Below are 19,477 nucleotides of genomic sequence, written 5' to 3'. Positions count from 1 at the left end.
ATTAGGGTTTCTCGTTTCTATCTTCAAATTTCTTTGAAAATCTTCGTCTAAAGAAGAACATAAAAACGGAAAGGACAGCGATTCCCAGAAAAAGAAAATGTTGGTCGTTGTCTTGATCCCAAATTTCCACGGCTCTAATCGTAAAAAAAACGGCCGCTACCAGGTATATGTATTGTGTGTATTTAAGGTAATTCATAATATAAATGTATAAAATTAATCGGAAGATTCTAGTTCGCCAGCAATTCTTTGTGAATTAATAACTTTGAAATCCTTGCTGAAATCGATTCCATGTCCGTTTGAAACTCCTTTTGGGTCTGTAAATTTAAAGTCTTTTTCTGTAAAAAACCATTCGTTTTTTTGGTCGAAATACAATTGTTCGGTTTCCAGAATTTGCCCGTCTTGAGAAGTTATTTTCACGTTTCCCTTTAAATCAATAATGTTGGTGAACTTGTACGAAGTGGCATAATCAGATTTAATGAAGGTTCTTTTTCCTTTGGCGTCGTATAATGTCACGTCAATTCCTTTTGGAAATTCCGTAAAAGGGAAATCCACACTGGCAAACTCCCGCATTTTTGGACTGACCAATATGGCCGTTATTCGACCGGAATCCGTATACTTCAGGTTTATTTTGTCGGCTTCGCCGCTGGGCACAAACTCCGAGAAATTGATTTTCTGCACTTCCTTAAAATTACTTTCACACCCAACAAACAGCGTTGTGGCCACAACCAAAACAGGCATCAGGATTCGGTATTTTTTTAATAAAGTCATACTTTAAACTTAGCAAAGCAGTTGTTGATTAACAGGAAAGCGGAATTGGATTTTAATTGAATTTTCTTTTGACAAACCATTTATCACTCAAAGAAAAACTCAGATTTACAACGAAATAATTTTCTTGAACCAAACCGGCATTTGTTGTTCCTTTTTTCCCAATTTCCAAGCCTACGTTTACATTGGACAAGGAACCTGTTATGGGCAATCCCGCCCCAAAGGTCATTCCGACATCATTTATGGATTGTGAATTGATTATAAGTCCCGTTTTTTCATATTTAAAACCTCCTCTATAAGTAATTCTTTTGAAATAATTGGAATAAGGACTTGGGTTAGGAGTATAATAACCACCTATGCTGTATTTTTCATTTTTACCATAAACCACATTGTCCAAGGCATTGTAATTATTTGCCAATTCACCCACATCTTGAAGGGAAATTTCTGCACCTACAAGCCATTTCTTGGAATCTCCAACTCCTGCGCCAAAGGACCATTTTTGGGCTAATTTCAAATCCTTTTTAGAGATTTGAACTGCCAAAGTATCCACAACTTGCAAATCGAAACTTGAATTGTAACTTACCGTTTCAATATTTCTGGTGTTTTCGGACTTCAAAGTGCTCGATGGAGTATAATACACACCACTGAACAAGGACAGTTTTTTGTTGATTTTAGTTTTGTACATCATCCCAATGTTGTAATTCATCCCTGATAATGTGGCGATATTCAATTCACGTGAGCCAATTGGCACGTAAGGAATAAATTCCAAACTGTTGGTTTGAATTTTTCCAAAGTTATAATAGGCATTGACACCAACATTCCAATTTGAAGTTATTTTATATCCAAAACCCAGGAAAACCCTATTCAAACCTCCCCAACCGTTAAAACGTTTATTGTTTTGGGTGTCGTCTGTAGTGTTGTTTTGTATTCTATACCCAACTGAAGAGTATGGAATTATACCAAAAGCAGCCCCAAATTTTTTCATCGGGATGCCTAAAGCCAAATAGTCCAATGTCGTTTTTTGGGCACTTCCTGACTCGGTGGCGGTTTTTTGTTTTGTTTTATTCGTACTTCCTCCAATTGCAAAAGCAGTCCATCTTAAGTTTGCGTAACTTGCCGGGTTTTGCAAATTAATATGAGTACTGTCTTGGGCTATTGACAATCCAGCCATGGAGCGATTTTCAAGTGTACCGCTAAATTTTGTCTCGCCTATTCCATAAAAAGAGTAAGGTGACGAGGTTCCTTCTTGAGAATAAGAAACAAGTGATAAAAACAAGCAGGCGCTTATTAAAATTTTTTTAATCATTTTTGATTTTATATTGAAATGTTTGATTCAAACTTTCGAGAAGGAAATTTGAATTGGCAAATATGGTATTTTTTAATCGTTTAGCCAAAAATTCTGTGTCTCCACCCGTTAAAATTATTATAAAGTTTGAAAATTGCGCTTTATATTGATTGATGACGCCATCTATTTCAAAAGCAAGTCCATTTACCACACCGGAATGAATGGATTCAGCCGTTGAATTTCCAATTAAATGTTGAGGACTTTGCAGTGACAACAACGGAAGTTTTGCCGTAAAATGATGCAAGGCTTCGTATCTTAATTTTAATCCTGGTGAGATGGCGCCGCCCAAATAGTTGTTGTTTTCGTCAATAAAATCATAGGTAACGCACGTTCCTGCATCAACAACCAATCGATTTTGCCCAGGAAACTGGAGTGTTGCTCCTGTTGCAAGTACCAATCGGTCAATTCCCAATGTTTTTGGCGTTTCATAGCAATTGACAAACGGGAAAGAATCATTGTTCGAAAGAAAATGAATGTTTACGTCTTTTTCAAAGAGAGAAAAGGATTGTTTTTCGACATCAGAAACCGATGCAACCACTAAATGGGTTATATTTTTGTGTTTTTCCAAAATATTTTGAATATTTTTTTGAAGTTCCGTTTTCAAAAAAACAAAATTTTCCAAAAGGGTAGCATCCTCAAATACAGCACCTTTAATTCTGGTATTTCCAATATCGACAGCTAGAATCATAATTTATCTTTAATAATGCGAAGGTACGAATTGATTTTTTTTAAAATTTGTTTTGGATAAATTAAAAATCATCCTATATTTGCACCCGCATTAGCGAGGTACCTTAGCTCAGATGGTAGAGCAATGGACTGAAAATCCATGTGTCCCTGGTTCGATCCCTGGAGGTACCACAAAAAAATCCCTAATCCTTTATAAAATAAGGCTTCAGGGATTTTTTGATTTATGAACTGTACGGTTTTTGTATTGTAATCTATTATTTTAACCTGAGATTATGGAACCAACAAAAGTCTCTGGGATAAAATAAATTTACACTTGAACCCAGATTACAACTTATCCACAGCCGCAACCTCTTCAATTGTAACCATTTTCTTTTGCTTGTTGCTCCAGGAATTCATGATGTAATTCATTACATCGGCTACTTCTTGATTCGAAAGACCTAACGGAGGCATTATGTTGTTAAACTTTTTGCCATTGACCGTAATTGGCCCGTTCTGTCCAAACTTTACGGACTGGATGCTTAATTTTCTTTTTTTTGTAAGCCAATCAGAACCGTCAAGCGGCGGAATATTAACCAAATCTCCTTTTCCGTTTGCCAAATGACATTGCATGCAGAAATCAACATAAATATCATTTCCCCTGCTAATACTTTGCTGCAATTTTGCTTTTTCTTGATATACATATTGTATGTCAATATTTTGGTTTGAAATTGAACTGGTTAAACTTGTATAAAAAAATCCGAGTAAAATTGGACTAATCCAAAAATATAATTTATTAAAAACCATGCATTAATTTGGTATAATTCGAAAAATCCCTTTTTGTTCCACCGCCATATAAATATAACCGTCACTGCCTTGAATCACGTTTCTTAAACGACCAATATCAGTAGCGATTTTTTGTCTGCTTATCACTTTATTATCCTTGATTTTAAGCAGCTCCAAGTATTTGAATTTCAAGGCACCAACAAGCAAATGTCCTTTCCAATCCGGATAACGATCACTGGTAACAAAAGTCATCCCACAAGGCGCGATAGAGGGAAGCCAATAATGAAGCGGTTGTTCCATTCCTTCCTTTTCAGTGATATCGCTTATGATTTTGCCATCATAATTAATCCCGTAAGTGATTACGGGCCAACCATAATTAGCTCCTTTTTTGATGATGTTGATTTCGTCACCTCCTTGCGGACCGTGCTCGTGAGACCAAATCAAGCCCGTTGCCGGATGCTTGGCCAGCCCTTGCGGATTGCGGTGTCCGTAAGAAAAAATAGCTTCCTTTGCTCCAGCTTGTCCCACAAATGGATTGTCGGCAGGAATTCTCCCGTCGTCATGTAAACGATATATTTTTCCTCCATCGATTTTAACGTCTTGAGGGTTGACAAATTTTTTATCCCTTTCGCCAATGCTAAAATAAAGATAGCCTTCGTTGTCAAAAGCGATTCGAGAACCAAAATGATTTGGACCGGTCGTATTTGGGGTGCCTTTGTACAAATCTTGAATTTCGGTCAAACTGTCGTCAACTAATTTTGCCCGAATTAATTTTGTGTTTCCTCCTTCGCCCTCCACATCTTGTGATGAAAAGCTGATGTAAATCCAGCCATTTTTTTCATAATCAGGATGCAAAACAATATCCAGCAACCCTCCCTGACCTCGAGAATACACTTTAGGAACGTTTTTCACCTCGGTGTTAACGCCATTCTTGACATGAAAAAGAATGCCGCTTTTTTCTGTCACAAGCAAAGTTCCATCCGGCAACATAACCATGCCCCACGGAATGGAAATTCCTGTGGCAACCTGTTCAATCTTGTAATTCACAACCTCATCTGCTATCGGAAGCAGGTTCGGTTTATCTTGTGCTCTGCAATTTAAAAGAAAAAAGAAAACTAAAAGCGGACAGATTTTATACATGGGTTTTTAATTTAAAGATTTGTAAATATAGATTTTTTAAGCCATTTTTCACTCTGCTGTTTCGATTTGCATTTCTTTCTCAAAAAAATCAAACAGGGTTCACCTTTAGAAAACACAAAACAATCCACAACTTTTGTAATTCCGTAAAACTGATTCCGCCCTCTTTACAAAAACCACATAAACTTATTAAAATCGTATGAATTTACCAATAAAAATACGTGTATCATAATTTTATTATCTATTAATTGTGAAATTCAAATAAACATATTTGCAAATTTACTATATTTATGCAAAAATTATATATATGGAGATTTTATCCTGTCCGAAATGCCAAAACAATCATATCGTAAAAAGTGGCGTAATCAACAACAAACAAAGGTATTTGTGTAAAAAATGCAACTACTTTTTTACGGTCAATAAAATAGGAAAAAAGATAGACGATTACTATGTTACCAAAGCACTGCAACTGTATCTCGAAGGACTGAGTTATAGAGAAATCGAGCGGATTATCGGGGTTTCACACGTTACTGTCAGCAATTGGGTAAGGACCTTTAACATCAAGAAACCTTCGCAAACCAATTACCATCCTACTTACAAGATTTTTAACCATATGGAACTGGTGGAATACCTTAAAAACAAAGAATTACTTTCGGGAGCCGGAATGATAATAACTGAACTTGGCGACAAGTTTATGCTAATAAAATGGGAACGATTCAAGGATTAACTATATTAGTTTACATATAAATATATCAATATTTTTTTAATCAAATAAAAAATCAGACTTTGGCACTGTTAAAACCAATCCAGATAACCAACCAAATTCTGATTCATCATGAAAAAAATTTACGTTGTTCTTTTAATCGGAATTGCTTCCATAAAAGGATATTCTCAAACACCAACAGCTACTTCAACTCCAGTCGTGGTTCCTGCCGCTCCAACTGTTCAAGCAAAAGAATGGGATGTAAGCCTTTATGGCTTTATACGAACTGATTATATTTGGGACACCAGAAAAAGCGCCCAGGTTAGAGAAGAACAACTAAATCTTTACCCTTTAGATGTGGCACTTGATGCCAATGGCAAGGACATAAACGCCGTTGGACAATCAAATTTTTTGGCTATTACTTCAAGATTGGGTGTCAAAGTTAAAGGTCCTGATGTTTGGGGTGCAAAAATGAGCGGAACTCTTGAAGGCGATTTCTTCGGAAACTCTGAAACAGCAACCACAAGCACAATTGGACTTTTTAGATTAAGACATGCTTTTGTAAACATGGATTGGTCTAAAACCTCATTGACAATGGGACAAACTTGGTATCCTACTTTTATTCCAGAAGTTTTTCCAGGGGTTGAAAACTTTAATACCGGAATCCTGTTTAATGTTTTTGGATGGGCCTCCCAAGTTAAATTGAAACAAAATTTCACCAAAGAACTTTCGGCAACGTTCACGGCTTTTAAAGAAAGAGAGTTTACGGCTCCTGGTCCAGGCTCTCAAAATTCTTCATCCATCAACTCTGCTTTACCTTCATTAAACGCACAACTTCAATACAAAGGAAAAAACGTGTTTTTAGGCGCTGGAGTTGAATACAAATCCATGCAACCTTTGACCGTTAGCGCAAGCAACCTTGTTACGACAGAAAAAGTAAACAGTTCTTCCGTATTTGGCTATGCCAAATATTCAAATGATAAAGTTATCATTAAAGCTTATGGAATCTCTGGCGGAAATATGAACAACTTGGTTATGCTGGGAGGTTTTACAGGAACCACCACCGCTGGAATCCAATCTTATGACCCTACAAAAACCACTTCTTTTTGGGTTGACATTGCGAGCAACGGAAAATCCATTGCGCCAGGCTTCTTCTTTGGAAATTCAAAAAACAATGGAGCCAATACTGCTGCAACCGCATTAAATTCCATCTACATGAGAGGACTTACGGGATCAAGAGTTGTAGATAATGTATGGCGAGTTTCAGGGAGAGTCGATTTCAAGAAAAACAAATTCAGGGTTTCTCCAGAATTAGAATATACCGCTGCGACCTGGGGAGATGCTGATTTATACGGTAAAGCGACAACAAACAAAAAAGATGTTGGAAATCTTAGAACAATGGTTTCCTGTGTATATTTATTTTAAACCAATAACCAAAAACAACTAATTTATGACTAAAAAATCTACAAAAGGAATTTGGAAAGTGATTTCCGCTTCCTCAATGGGCACAATGATTGAATGGTATGACTTCTACATCTTCGGAAGTTTGGCCGTCGTGATTTCAACAAAATTTTTCCCTGCCGACAACCCTACAGCCGCATTTTTGGCAACATTGGCAACATTTGCAGTAGGTTTCGTGGTTCGTCCGTTTGGCGCCCTTTTCTTCGGAAGATTGGGTGATTTAATTGGAAGAAAATACACCTTTATGGTAACTTTACTTTTAATGGGTGGAGCCACTTTTTTAATAGGTTGTATTCCAAGTTATGAAACCATTGGATTTTTGGCGCCTTTATTAGTATTAATATTAAGAATGCTTCAAGGTCTTGCACTTGGCGGCGAATATGGAGGAGCTGCAACTTATGTGGCCGAACATGCACCCGTTGGCGAAAGAGGCTATTGGACTTCTTGGATTCAAACTACGGCAACTGTAGGTTTATTTATTTCGTTGATGGTAATTCTAGCCACCCGAAATTTACTGACTCCAGAACAATTTGACGTTTGGGGATGGAGAGTTCCGTTTTGGGTTTCCATCATTATGGTTCTCATCTCGTACTTGATTCGAAAAAACATGGAAGAATCTCCTGTTTTTGCCAAAGCCAAAAGCGAAGGAACCACAAGTAAAAATCCTTTGAAAGAAAGTTTCGGAAATCGCTACAACTACAAATTTGTATTGTTGGCTTTATTTGGAGCTACTATGGGACAAGGCGTGGTTTGGTACACAGGCCAATTTTACGCCATGAGTTTCTTGAAAACCGTAATGTCAATCGATTCGTCACAAGTGGATACTTTACTTGGAATTGCCTTAGTACTTGGAACGCCATTTTTCATTCTTTTTGGATGGTTGAGCGACAAAGTGGGAAGAAAATACATCATGATGGGAGGAATGCTATTGGCCATTTTGCTTTACAGACCTATTTACAAAACGATGTATGAAACCACCTCGGTAAAAAACAAAACCGAAATTGTGGAAAAAACTAAACTTGTGGCCGAAATAAAAGAAAACAAAAAGCAAACGATGGACTCCATCTATACCACAAACAAAGAGTATACAGATGGAACCAAGCTTCTTGAAATAAAAACAGTTCCTTTGGAAAACGGTAAAGCGATGATTGTTGATGGAAAACCAAAAACAGAAATCAAAACAACCCTCAACATCAACACAAGCGACAGTTGGATGTTAGTGCTTTTAGTATTCATCCAAGTGATATTTGTTACCATGGTTTACGGTCCAATCGCTGCTTTCTTGGTAGAAATGTTCCCGGTAAGAATTCGATACACCTCAATGTCATTGCCTTATCACATCGGAAACGGAATTTTTGGAGGATTGCTTCCTGCCATTTCCACTTATTTGGTAATTAACGGTCAAAACGCTGGCGATGCCGAGTATTATCTCGAAGGACTTTGGTATCCAATAATAATTGCCTCGGTATGTTTTGTCATTGGAATGGTTTACATCAAAAATAACAATAAAAATATTCACGTCTAAAAACATACAACATGAATCAATTAAAAAGAGCTTTAGGAATGGTTTGGCTAGCATTGTCAGTAGCTGCAGCCTATTTTTGCATCTTCGAATTTGGACTGCCAAAATTTGCATCCGGAAAACAAGAAGACTTAGTATTTGGAATAATCATCCTTTTTGTACTTACTCCATTAATCGTTATCGGATTGGGAACTTTTGGCTACTATGCCTTGATGGGAGAATACGACGAAACAAGACACAAATAGTTAGATTAAAATAAAAAATAGCAATCTCCACATTTTATAGTGGAGATTGCGTATTTTTAGGATTATGAAAAAGAGACATGAACAAAAGTTGGTAATACTTTCAATGCTAATGCTATTAGCGTTGAATATTCCACTTTTGCTTTTATTTGACAGCTCCAAACCGCTTTTCGGATTTCCTGTCATTTACATATACATTTTCTCGGCTTGGCTACTTTCAATTGCGGTTACTTACTTAATCATAAAAAGATATTATGAGTAGCATTGGGCTTTTAGCCATCCTGGGAATCTATTTATCCATTCTTTTTTACATCGCCTATTGGGCAGAAAAAAGAAGCCATTCAAAATGGACAAACAATCCGTACATCTATTCGTTTTCATTGGCAGTGTATTGTACTGCTTGGACGTATTACGGAAGCATTGGCGTTGCCGCAAATTCTGGTTTAAGCTATTTGCCCATCTATTTGGGTCCTGTTCTAATTGTTCCCACATGGATAATTATCCTCAAAAAAATTATCCGAATTTCTAGGGTGAACAAAATCTCCAGTATTGCCGATTTTATTTCTTTACGATACGGAAACAGCCGGTTTCTGGGAGCTTTGGTCACGATGATTTGCGTTTTTGGAATTGTTCCATATATTGCATTGCAGCTGAAATCAATTTCGGACACGTTTCATATCGTTACAAAAACCCAATCCAGTTCCAATATTTTTACCGACACGACAACTTATGTTTGTATCGCATTGGCCTTATTTGCATCCTATTATGGGACGCGCTATGTTGATGCTTCTGAAAAAAGACGCGGAATCGTGACGGCAGTGGCCATGGAATCGATTTTGAAACTAGTGTTTTTTATCATTATTGGCGTTTATGTAACTTACTTTGTTTACGATGGTTTTGGCGACATTTACACCAAAGCTGCAGTCCTTGAAAATTTTGACAAAAAGAATTCTCTTGGCGATGTCACAAGCGGAATCAATTGGTTTTTTCTTTGTGTTTTATCCATGTTTGCCATTTTTCTTTTGCCAAGACAATTTCACGCCGCAATAGTGGAAAACAATAAAGAAGCGCATATCAAAACAGCCATTTGGTTGTTTCCTTTGTATTTATTGTTGTTCAATATTTTTGTTTTTCCAATAGCTTGGGGAGGAAATATTCTTTTTGAAGGAAAAGGACTTAACTCCGATACCTATTCGTTGTTGATTCCACAATTCTTCGACAATAATTCCCTGACCGTTTTGGTATTTCTTGGCGGATTCTCTGCAGCCATATCCATGATAATTGTTTCGTCGATTGCCTTGGCTACGATGTTGAGCAACAACTTGTTGATTCCTTATGGCTTCATTGGTTCATTAGAAAATATTTCGCAAGAAAAAAACAGCAAAAGAATTGTAAACAGTCGGAAAATAGGAATTTTTTCGCTCATTATTTTGGCGTATGCCATATACCGAATTTTCATTTTGGACTATTCATTGGTTTCCATAGGATTGGTTTCCTTTGTGGTAATTGCGCAATTGGCACCTGCCTTTTTCGGTGCTTTATTCTGGAGAAGAGGTTCCAACAAAGGAGCCATCATCGGAATGATTATCGGATTTTTGATTTGTTTTTACACCCTTTTGTTGCCGTATGCCATAGGAATCACGAATTCCTCCAACTTATTCGTTCAGGAAGGACCTTGGGGAATCGAATTGCTAAAACCATTTCAGCTCTTTGGCTTGGATTATTTGGAACCAATTCCTCATGCCGTTTTCTGGAGTTTGCTTTTTAATGTCGTTTGTTACATGGGCATTTCCGTGAGTTTCAAAGGGAACTACAGGGAACGCAATTATGCCGAAATGTTTGTGGACATTGACAAATACATTACCAATCACGAAGATGCTTTTGTGTGGAAAGGAACCGCTTATATTTCAGATATTCAAAAAGTTTTACAGCGGTTTCTTGGCGAAGAAAGAACCAAGCGGGCGTTGACAATTTTCAATCTAAAATACAACATTGATAAAAAAGTAACTACCGCCGATGCTCGATTCATAAAATTTGCCGAAAATTTATTGACCGGACATATTGGTACGGCTTCTGCCAAAATTCTGATCTCAAGCGTTATAAAAGAAGACAAAATCAGCCTGACCGAAGTCTTGCGGATTTTGGAAGAATCGAAGGAAAACATTATTGTAAACAAGAAACTTACGGAAACCTCCAACGAATTACAAAAAATATCCGAACAGTTAAAAAATGCCAATCAGGAATTAGTGAACAAAGACATTCAAAAAGACGAATTTCTGGACACCGTTACCCACGAATTGCGAACGCCAATCACCGCCATTCGTGCTGCGAGCGAAATCCTGCACGACGACGACGATATTCCGGAAGAAGTGCGAAAACAATTTTTGCAAAACATCATTTCAGAATCCGACAGATTGAATCGGTTGATTGATAAAATTTTGGATTTAGAGAAATTCGAAACCGGGAAACAAAAGATTTATCTTTCCAGAAACAACATTTCGAGAACCATCAAAAAAACCCTGGAATCCTTGAATCAACTGATTAAAAACAAAAAAATCACGCTCGAATTCGATGATGCCAATAAAGAAATAAAAGCTTTTTATGACGAGGAACGAATCGTTCAGGTGATTCATAATTTACTGTCGAATGCCATAAAATTCTGCTCGGAAACAGAAGGCAAAATTTCGATACAAATCATCGAAAACCAAGACAATGTAGAAGTCCGAATACATAACAACGGTAAAGGAATCATGAAAGAAGATTTTGAGGCAATTTTTGACAAATTCTATCAATCCAGGAATCAAAACGTCAAAAAACCCATTGGAAGCGGATTGGGATTAGCCATTTGCAAACAAATAATCGAACATCATAAAGGAACCATTTGGGCAGAAGACAATGTAACCAACGGCGCCACGTTCATCTTTACCTTACCCAATTACAACACAACAGAAAATAATTAAAAAATGAAGAAGATTTTAATTGTAGACGACGAACCCAACATTGTGATGACGCTGGAATATACTTTCAAAAAACACAATTTTGAAGTTTTTATCGCCCGTGACGGACAAGAAGCGTTGGATATTCTGGAAAATCAACTTCCAGACATCATAATTCTTGACGTGATGATGCCAATGGTGGATGGTTTTGCCACATTGGAACAAATAAAAAAAGACAAACGATTAAGTCATTGCAAGGTCATTTTTCTATCGGCTAAAAACAAAGAAAAAGACATCGAAAAAGGACTTGCTCTTGGAGCAAACTTGTATGTGGTCAAGCCCTTTTCCATCAAGAAATTGGTAGAACAGGTAAATGAATTAATCTCATAATTTTAAGCACACAAAAAAATGAATTATAAAGATATATACACAAAAAGCATCGAGCAACCCGAAGAATTTTGGGCTGAACAAGCCAAGGCAATCGAATGGTACAACGTTCCTGAAACCATTTTGTCTACCGATGAAAATGGCTATCCGCTTTGGTACAAAGATGGCGAATTGAACATTTGTTATTTGGCCTTGGACAAACACATCCAGGACGGATTTGGCGACAAAACCGCATTGATATATGATTCGCCGGTAACACAAACCGTAAAAAGATATTCCTTTTCGGAAGTGAAAAACGAAGTTGCAAAACTTGCCGGAGGCATGCAATCCCTGGGTTTAAAAAAAGGAGATCGAGCCGTGATTTATATGCCGATGATTCCTCAAGCAGCGTTTGCCATGCTGGCCTGTGCAAGAATTGGCGTTACACATTCCGTGGTTTTTGGAGGTTTTGCGCCACACGAATTGGCCATCAGAATAGACGATTGCAAACCCCGAGTAATCCTTACGGCCTCTTCGGGAATTGAAATTGACAGATTGATAGCTTACAAACCATTGGTAGACGAAGCCATCGAATTAGCTACTTACAAACCAAAAAAAGTAATTGTTTTTAACAGAAAACTTGGCGCTAGAGTTCCATTCAAAAAGTATGATGTCGACTATGATGCCTTGGTATACGGCTCAGAAGAAGCGCCATGCATTTCTGTAAGCGCAACGCATCCTTTGTACGTTTTATACACCTCGGGAACTACCGGAAAACCAAAAGGAATCGTGAGAGACACGGGAGGTTATGCCACCGCACTAAAATTTTCGATGCACTATATTTACGGCATAAAAGAAGATGAAGTTTTTTGGGCCGCTTCGGATGTGGGCTGGGTTGTGGGTCATAGTTTTATAGTTTATGGCCCGTTAATCAACCGCAATGCGACGATTATTTTTGAAGGAAAACCCATAAGAACACCCGATGCCAGTACTTTTTGGAGAGTAATTGACGAACATAAAGTCAATGCGATGTTTACAGCGCCAACAGCGATTCGCGCCATAAAAAAAGAAGACCCGAACGGTGATTTCATAAAACAATATGATTTAAGCTCTTTAAAAACACAATTTTTAGCTGGAGAGCGCTGCGATATTCCTACTTTGGAATGGTATTTAGGACACATTCCCGTGCCGGCAATCGACCATTGGTGGCAAACGGAATCAGGCTGGCCCATAGTTTCGAACATGATAGGCGTTGAAAAAGCCATCGTGAAACCGGGTTCTGTAGGGAAAGCAGTTTGCGGTTACGACATTAAAATATTTGGCGAAAACGGAATCGAATTAGGTCCAAATGAAGAAGGTTATGTAGTGCTAAAATTACCATTGCCTCCAGGGGCTTTGCTCGATTTATGGAATGACAATCCGAGGTTCAAAGCGGGATATTTGAACAAGTTTCCAGGATATTATTTTTCTGGTGATGGAGGTTTTAAAGATGAAGATGATTACATTTACATCACCGGAAGGGTTGATGATGTTATCAATGTTGCCGGACACAGGCTATCGACTGTCGAAATGGAAGAAATTGTGGCTTCGCATTATGCTGTTGCCGAGTGTGCCGTAATAGGAATTAATGACGAATTGAAAGGGCAAACTCCATTAGCTTTGGTAGTGACCAAATTAGGAGAGGAAATAGAACATTTTCAATTGGAACAGGAAATCGTCAAATTAGTGCGTCATCAAATTGGCGCCGTGGCTTCCCTTCGAAACGTCGTTATTGTAGAACGTCTGCCCAAAACACGCTCAGGAAAAATTCTTCGAAAACTAATGCGAAGTATTGCCGATGGCGAGAATTTCCAAATTCCATCGACCATTGACGACGAAGCCATCGTGGAAGAAATTATGGAAGTTTTAAAAAAATATGAAATTGGTGTTTATAATAAGAAATAAAAATAAAATTGAGTCATTATGAGTTATTACAAAATTGAAAATCTAGAACAATACTTCAAACATTACAACAAATCAGTTCGTGAGCCAAGAAAATTTTGGAGTAAAATTGCATCCGAAAACTTCACTTGGTACCAAGAATCCGAAAAAATAATGGAGTTTGACATGGCCGAAGCCAAAATAAAATGGTTTGTGGATGCCAAGGTAAATATTGTAAAGAATTGTCTTGACAGACATCTTTCCAAAAAAGGAGATAAAACAGCCATTATTTTTGAACCTAACAATCCAAATGAAGAAGCACAACACATTTCCTATAATGAATTGTATACAAGAGTATCAAAAATGGCCAATGTACTTCGCGAACAAGGAGTAGAGAAAGGCGACAGAGTTTGTATTTATTTGCCCATGATTCCAGAATTAGCCATAACTACATTGGCTTGTGCGAGAATTGGCGCCATACATTCGGTGGTTTTTGCCGGATTTTCCGCATCGGCAGTATCGGCAAGAATCAATGATAGCTCCTGCAAAATGGTCATCACGTCAGACGGTGGATTTAGAGGCGAAAAAACAATTGATTTAAAAGGAATTATCGACGAAGCCTTGACCAATTGTCCTTGTGTCGAAAAAGTTTTGGTTGTCAAAAGAACCAACTCTTCCATAACGATGAAAGAAGGTCGTGACCAATGGTTGCAACCCCTTTTAGACGAAGCATCGGATAATAATGTTGCCGAAATTATGGACGCCGAAGATCCTTTGTTTATACTTTATACTTCCGGTTCCACAGGAAAACCAAAAGGAATGGTGCACACTACGGCTGGATACATGGTTTATACCGCTTATTCTTTCAAGAATGTATTTAGTTATGAAGAGAATGATATTTTCTGGTGTACCGCCGATATTGGTTGGATTACCGGACATTCCTATATTTTATATGGTCCGTTGTTGAATGGTGCGACAACCGTGATTTACGAAGGCGTACCCTCTTATCCTGATTTCAGTCGTTTTTGGGAAATTATTGAAAAACACAAAGTAACCCAATTTTATACAGCACCAACCGCCATTCGTGCCTTGGCAAAAGAAAACTTGTCTTACGTACAAAAATATCCTTTAAAATCGTTGAAAGTTATTGGCTCTGTAGGAGAACCCATCAATGAAGAAGCTTGGCACTGGTACAATGACCACGTTGGTGGAAAACGTTGTCCATTGGTTGATACTTGGTGGCAAACGGAAACTGGCGGAATTTTGATTTCGGCTCTTGCTTTTATAACTCCTACAAAACCAACTTATGCTTCCTTGCCATTACCAGGAATTCAAGCCGTTTTGATGGATGAAAAACGCAACGAAATAGAAGACAATCAAGTTACCGGAAGTTTGTGCATTAAATTCCCTTGGCCGGGAATGGCAAGAACCATTTGGGGCGATCATCAACGTTATAAAGAAACTTATTTCAGTGCTTTTCCAGGAAAATATTTCACGGGAGACGGCGCTTTGAGAGATGAAGTTGGATATTACAGAATCACGGGTCGTGTAGATGACGTCATCATTGTTTCTGGTCATAATCTGGGAACTGCGCCTATCGAGGATGCGATAAACGAGCACCCAGCAGTTGCAGAAAGTGCCATTGTTGGATTCCCACACGATGTCAAAGGAAATGCTTTGTACGGTTTTGTAATCTTGAAAGAATCTGGAGAATACCGTGACAGGGAAAACTTGACCAAAGAGATCAACCAACACGTTTCAGACCACATTGGTCCAATTGCCAAGTTGGACAAAATACAGTTTGTTTCTGGTTTGCCAAAAACCCGTTCGGGAAAAATCATGCGTAGAATTCTTCGCAAAATAGCCGAAGGTGATTTCTCTAACTTTGGAGACACCACCACTTTATTAAATCCAGAAATCGTGGATGAGATTAAAGCTGGAAAATTGTAAACTATCCCGTTTTATGCAATAAAAAAGGCTGTCCGAAAAGACAGCCTTTTTTGTTTTTAACAAGTTGTTTTTATTGCTTCAACAACTTCATCACTTTAATTTCGTTGTTTTCATTCAATGCTTTTACAAAATACATTCCTTTGTCTAAATCACTGACAGGGAATTGATTTGCTTTAGATTGATTTTCGTTGAAACTTTTTACCAATTGTCCCGTGATGGAGTAAATCTCCACTTTTGACGTATTCGTGTTTATGGTGAAATAAGTCGAAGATGGATTGGGATACAAATGCACTTCCTCAAGAAAATTAAAATCATTTGTTTCCAAAGTCGATGGTTTGTTTCCATAAATCAAGAATTGACCAGATGGAATTGACAAAGCAGCATTCACGTCCGTAACATTAATAGTTGTGTTGTCCATCAAATTGTACCAAGTTCCTGCGTAAGGAAAACTTGGAATAATAGTTAAATTACCCACCGAAAAATTACAAAGTGCCACCACGTTTTTAAGTTGTGTCGAAGGCAAAGCATCATCATAAATGTAAATTCTTTGTCTAAGATTGCTGGCATCAGGACTAATTGCATAATTCCCTTCAAAAACAGGTTCATTGATTTTTAATGCAATCATTTTAGCCCAATCATTGTATATTTTTGCTCTTTGCGCTATTCCCAACCAATTTTCTGTCCATTGTGGCTGTGGTTTAGTGTTCAGTTTACAATCTCCAGTAGTAGGATCGCTTTCTGTGTTAACGGTTCCGTTGTTACAATCGTAAATGGAGTTTTGCATTCCTAGATCAGCAAAATGCCAAATCATTTTTGGCCCAGGAACCAATAAAGAAGAGGCTCCAATGGCTGACATTCTGGCAAGACAATTATCCAGATTATCAAATGCAGGCTTAGCGCCACCACTATTTCCACTGGTAAATGCAGTGTACATTAGTCGTTCTTTATCATGACTTTCAGGATAACCCATTACTCTTTTTGCAGCAAATCCATGCGCCACATTACCAATTCTAGAAATATCTGCGCCTGTTGCCCAGCCTCCTAAAAGTTGAGAATAAGGATAAGTCATTTCAGCCCACATCATCACTCCTTTGCTAGGTGTTTCACCAATTCTATAATTAGCCCATTGTTGTTCTTCACTATCTGAACCTAGATGTTCAAAAATCGCATAATGAGTAGGATCCAAACTCCAAGAATAATCGGCATAATCTTTCAATATGGCTACCCTGTCTGCTTGATATCCATCCGTACATGAGCCATCGCTTGCAGTACAATTTTGTGTAAACCCTTTGGTTAAATCCCAACGGAAACCGTCAATTTTATATTCCTGAATCCAATGTTTTGTAACTCTTTTCACATAAGTCTTGGTAACCGCTACTGAATGATTAAAATCATTTCCAACACTGTAACTGTGTTTTGCAAATTCATTAAAATATGGATTTTCAGAACTTGCATCGCCCCAACCATCACCATCGGGATCTTTCATCCACATTCTCACCATTGGATTTCTTCCAAAAGCGTGATTTAAAGCGACGTCAAGAATTACGGCAATTCCGTTTTGATGGCATAAGTCCACAAACTCCTTAAATTTATCGGAAGTTCCATAAAATTTGTCCAATGCCATATGAAAAGCCGTATTGTATCCCCAACTTTCGTTGCCTTCAAACTCCATCACCGGCATTAATTCGATGGCATTGATTTTGAGATTCTTGAAATAATCAATTTTGTTAATCAAATCTTGAAAATTTCTATGGGAATCAAAGTCTCTAATCAAAACTTCATAAACAATTAAATCTTCTTTCTTTGGCTTATTGAAATTAGTCACTTGCCAATTGTAGGCCGTTTGCCCTGTTTTAAGAACAGTAACTTCTCTGTCTTGACCCGCTGGATAAACGGGCATGTTAGGATAAGATGTCGAAGGAATCGTAGGGTCGTCAAATGGCGACAATACCAAGGTAGAATAAGGATCGGCTGTTTTGACTAATCCTGGCGAACCTGCAAGTGGTGTCGTGTCAACTACCCAATATTGATAATTATAATTTGTTCCCGAAACCAGTCCTGTCAACTCAAGCCAAAACTTACCCGTAGTTGGGTCTTTCTTCATAGCATAACTTGAACCAGGCTGATAATTATTGAAACTTCCAGCCACATAAACAAAGTCTTTACCTGGTGCGTCCAAAACTAAAGTTGCTTTTGTTGGATCAGCCGTGTTATAGTTGATTCCTTCTTCAACACCTGATGGCAATGCCTCTGATATTGTCCCGGGATTGATCATTGCCGTGAATTTATACACAAACGAATCCAGTCCTTGAGTGATTTGAAGTTCATAACTCTTATTCGTCGTTATGTTGGAATCTGTATAGCTATAAGATGAAGTTGAGGCCGTATTTATACTCACCCCATTGGCCAAAAGATTATAGTTGGCATTTCCATTAGTATTTGAAGCAGAAACGGTAAAGTTTTGTCCAGAAGTAATAATTGTATTACTACCTGAGCCTGGTTGGGCCAATGAAGCCTGAAAAGCCCCAACACTCAAAAAAGTATCCGACGATTGTATATTTCCTGCATCATTCCTGAAAACGACACAAATTTCGGTAATTGAACTTCCGGCGGTTACACCAAAATAAGTGAATAAATCTGGCGTAAGATCTAATTTATAGGTAGTCCCAGAAACAAGTGTCAATGCGGGTTGAGTGGTATTGTTGCCCCAATTCCCCTTTACATATTGCCAGCGCACCCCATTAACCGTCAAACCAATGTGTGCATAAATAGTACCGCTATAAGTGGCTAATGCCGTTCCTGATTTGTTAAAATTAATTGTAACCGCTCCGTTTGCAATTGCTGGCGACGGTGAAGTGGTAATTTGGGCAAAACTTACCACGGTTACTAACAAAAACAATAAAGTAATTTTTTTCATGTCAAACGTTTTTAATTAAAAAAAGGGCTACCAAAGATAGCCCTTTTTTTTAAGATTAAGTATACTATTGTTTAACTAAAGTATAAGTATAAGCTCTAGGATTGCTTAAATCTAAAGTAACTAAGTAAGTTCCTGCAGAAGCTATGGCGATGTTTTTACCTCCATAACTCATTTCAGTTCCCACACCTGGTTTAGCAGCATCGAAACCACCTAAATCAATAGCCCAAGCGTTGTTTGCTCTAAACTTGATTTCATTTCCTGCTGTCAAAGCTACGGTTACTGTCCATTTTTTTGTTGAAGCACTATATGTCATCACTGTACTGTTATCCCAACCTCCAGGAGAAGCTGAACCAATAACACCCCAAACTGTTTTAGTTGCAGAATAAGTCAATGCTTTTGTATCAACATTTACTTTGTAATATCCTGCAGTTGTTGTACAATTTGATTCGTTTTCTGCTTTTAAAACACCTGAAAAAGTACCATCATCACCCCAATCAGTAGTTCCCCAATCAAAAGTACCATCAGGTTTTGCTGCTAAAAATTTAAATTCACCATCTAACCAAACGTATCCTTCAAAATCTGTGTTTCCAAATTTAGTGGCAGCTAATAAAGGCGCTGTGGCTGGTGCCCAACCTTGGTGATTTCCAGGAACGGCAATTTTAGGAATTTCAGTACTGTAAGGAGTTATAACAATTGTATTTACATTAGAAAACATTGGAGCAGTAGCACCAGAAGTAGATTTTACTCTAATTTCAAATTGAGCC

General features: G+C 37.8%; 16 protein-coding genes and 1 tRNA gene. 9 read left to right on the top strand and 8 right to left on the bottom strand.

Annotation, left to right across the window (positions count from 1 at the left end; translation table 11 throughout):
• Nucleotide 1: 1 nt before the first annotated feature.
• The 4 genes from C0430_RS12125 to C0430_RS12110 are packed head-to-tail and all read right to left on the bottom strand — an operon-like array spanning nucleotide 2 to nucleotide 2,798.
• Nucleotides 2–196, bottom strand: coding sequence for a hypothetical protein (locus tag C0430_RS12125; protein WP_290870506.1), 195 nt, complete (start codon nucleotides 194–196; stop codon nucleotides 2–4).
• Between the two features lie 17 nt (nucleotides 197–213).
• Nucleotides 214–768, bottom strand: coding sequence for an LPS export ABC transporter periplasmic protein LptC (gene lptC, locus C0430_RS12120; protein ID WP_290870503.1), 555 nt, complete (start codon nucleotides 766–768; stop codon nucleotides 214–216).
• Nucleotides 769–820: 52 nt separating this feature from the next.
• A complete protein-coding gene (locus C0430_RS12115) occupies nucleotides 821–2,071 on the bottom strand; it encodes a hypothetical protein (RefSeq protein ID WP_290870500.1) in 1,251 nt (416 codons plus the stop codon).
• Nucleotides 2,064–2,798, bottom strand: a complete 735-nt coding sequence (locus C0430_RS12110) for a type III pantothenate kinase (RefSeq protein ID WP_290870497.1) — start codon at nucleotides 2,796–2,798, stop codon at nucleotides 2,064–2,066. Before C0430_RS12110 ends, C0430_RS12115 begins: the two co-directional genes overlap by 8 nt.
• 97 nt (nucleotides 2,799–2,895) lie before the next feature.
• Between C0430_RS12110 and C0430_RS12105 the strand changes: the two genes are divergently transcribed.
• A tRNA-Phe gene (locus tag C0430_RS12105) sits at nucleotides 2,896–2,968 on the top strand.
• Between the two features lie 153 nt (nucleotides 2,969–3,121).
• Here C0430_RS12105 and C0430_RS12100 read toward each other — a convergent pair.
• Nucleotides 3,122–3,454 carry a cytochrome c gene (locus C0430_RS12100; protein WP_290870494.1) on the bottom strand — a complete coding sequence of 111 codons (333 nt, stop codon included), beginning with the start codon at nucleotides 3,452–3,454 and terminating at the stop codon, nucleotides 3,122–3,124.
• Nucleotides 3,455–3,583: 129 nt separating this feature from the next.
• Complete coding sequence (locus C0430_RS12095; RefSeq protein ID WP_290870491.1) at nucleotides 3,584–4,699, bottom strand: PQQ-dependent sugar dehydrogenase; 1,116 nt, start codon at nucleotides 4,697–4,699, stop codon at nucleotides 3,584–3,586.
• Between the two features lie 304 nt (nucleotides 4,700–5,003).
• On the opposite strand from C0430_RS12095, the gene C0430_RS12090 reads away from it, so the two are divergent.
• The 8 genes from C0430_RS12090 (at nucleotide 5,004) to acs (ending at nucleotide 15,796) form a co-directional block, all read left to right on the top strand.
• Nucleotides 5,004–5,423 carry a helix-turn-helix domain-containing protein gene (locus tag C0430_RS12090; RefSeq protein ID WP_290870489.1) on the top strand — a complete coding sequence of 140 codons (420 nt, stop codon included), beginning with the start codon at nucleotides 5,004–5,006 and terminating at the stop codon, nucleotides 5,421–5,423.
• Nucleotides 5,424–5,531: 108 nt separating this feature from the next.
• A complete protein-coding gene (locus C0430_RS12085) occupies nucleotides 5,532–6,824 on the top strand; it encodes a hypothetical protein (RefSeq protein WP_290870485.1) in 1,293 nt (430 codons plus the stop codon).
• 25 nt (nucleotides 6,825–6,849) lie between these two features.
• Complete coding sequence (locus tag C0430_RS12080) at nucleotides 6,850–8,385, top strand: MFS transporter (RefSeq protein ID WP_290870482.1); 1,536 nt, start codon at nucleotides 6,850–6,852, stop codon at nucleotides 8,383–8,385.
• An 11-nt stretch (nucleotides 8,386–8,396) separates the two neighbouring features.
• Nucleotides 8,397–8,627, top strand: coding sequence for a DUF6814 family protein (locus tag C0430_RS12075; protein ID WP_290870479.1), 231 nt, complete (start codon nucleotides 8,397–8,399; stop codon nucleotides 8,625–8,627).
• 251 nt (nucleotides 8,628–8,878) lie between these two features.
• The gene (locus C0430_RS12065; protein ID WP_290870473.1) at nucleotides 8,879–11,584 is read left to right on the top strand and encodes a sensor histidine kinase; all 2,706 of its coding nucleotides are present in this window, start codon (nucleotides 8,879–8,881) and stop codon (nucleotides 11,582–11,584) included.
• A 3-nt stretch (nucleotides 11,585–11,587) separates the two neighbouring features.
• Nucleotides 11,588–11,950: a response regulator gene (locus C0430_RS12060; protein WP_290870470.1), complete on the top strand. Its 363-nt coding sequence runs from the start codon at nucleotides 11,588–11,590 to the stop codon at nucleotides 11,948–11,950.
• Between the two features lie 18 nt (nucleotides 11,951–11,968).
• Nucleotides 11,969–13,870: an AMP-binding protein gene (locus C0430_RS12055; RefSeq protein ID WP_290870467.1), complete on the top strand. Its 1,902-nt coding sequence runs from the start codon at nucleotides 11,969–11,971 to the stop codon at nucleotides 13,868–13,870.
• Nucleotides 13,871–13,888: 18 nt separating this feature from the next.
• Entirely contained in the window at nucleotides 13,889–15,796 is a 1,908-nt protein-coding gene (gene acs / locus C0430_RS12050; protein WP_290870464.1) for an acetate--CoA ligase, read from the top strand.
• Between the two features lie 70 nt (nucleotides 15,797–15,866).
• Here the strand turns inward: acs and C0430_RS12045 are convergent, their stop codons facing one another.
• Together C0430_RS12045 and C0430_RS12040 are read right to left on the bottom strand one after the other, a co-directional pair.
• Nucleotides 15,867–18,713: an alpha-amylase family glycosyl hydrolase gene (locus C0430_RS12045; RefSeq protein WP_290870461.1), complete on the bottom strand. Its 2,847-nt coding sequence runs from the start codon at nucleotides 18,711–18,713 to the stop codon at nucleotides 15,867–15,869.
• A 64-nt stretch (nucleotides 18,714–18,777) separates the two neighbouring features.
• On the bottom strand, nucleotides 18,778–19,477 hold a 700-nt coding region (locus C0430_RS12040; RefSeq protein WP_290870458.1), incomplete at its 5' end, for a SusF/SusE family outer membrane protein.

Source organism: Flavobacterium sp., assembly GCF_013823965.1.
Taxonomy (GTDB): domain Bacteria; phylum Bacteroidota; class Bacteroidia; order Flavobacteriales; family Flavobacteriaceae; genus Flavobacterium.
Note: the sequence above shows the minus strand (reverse complement) of the source record. Positions and strands in the feature narration are given on the sequence as shown.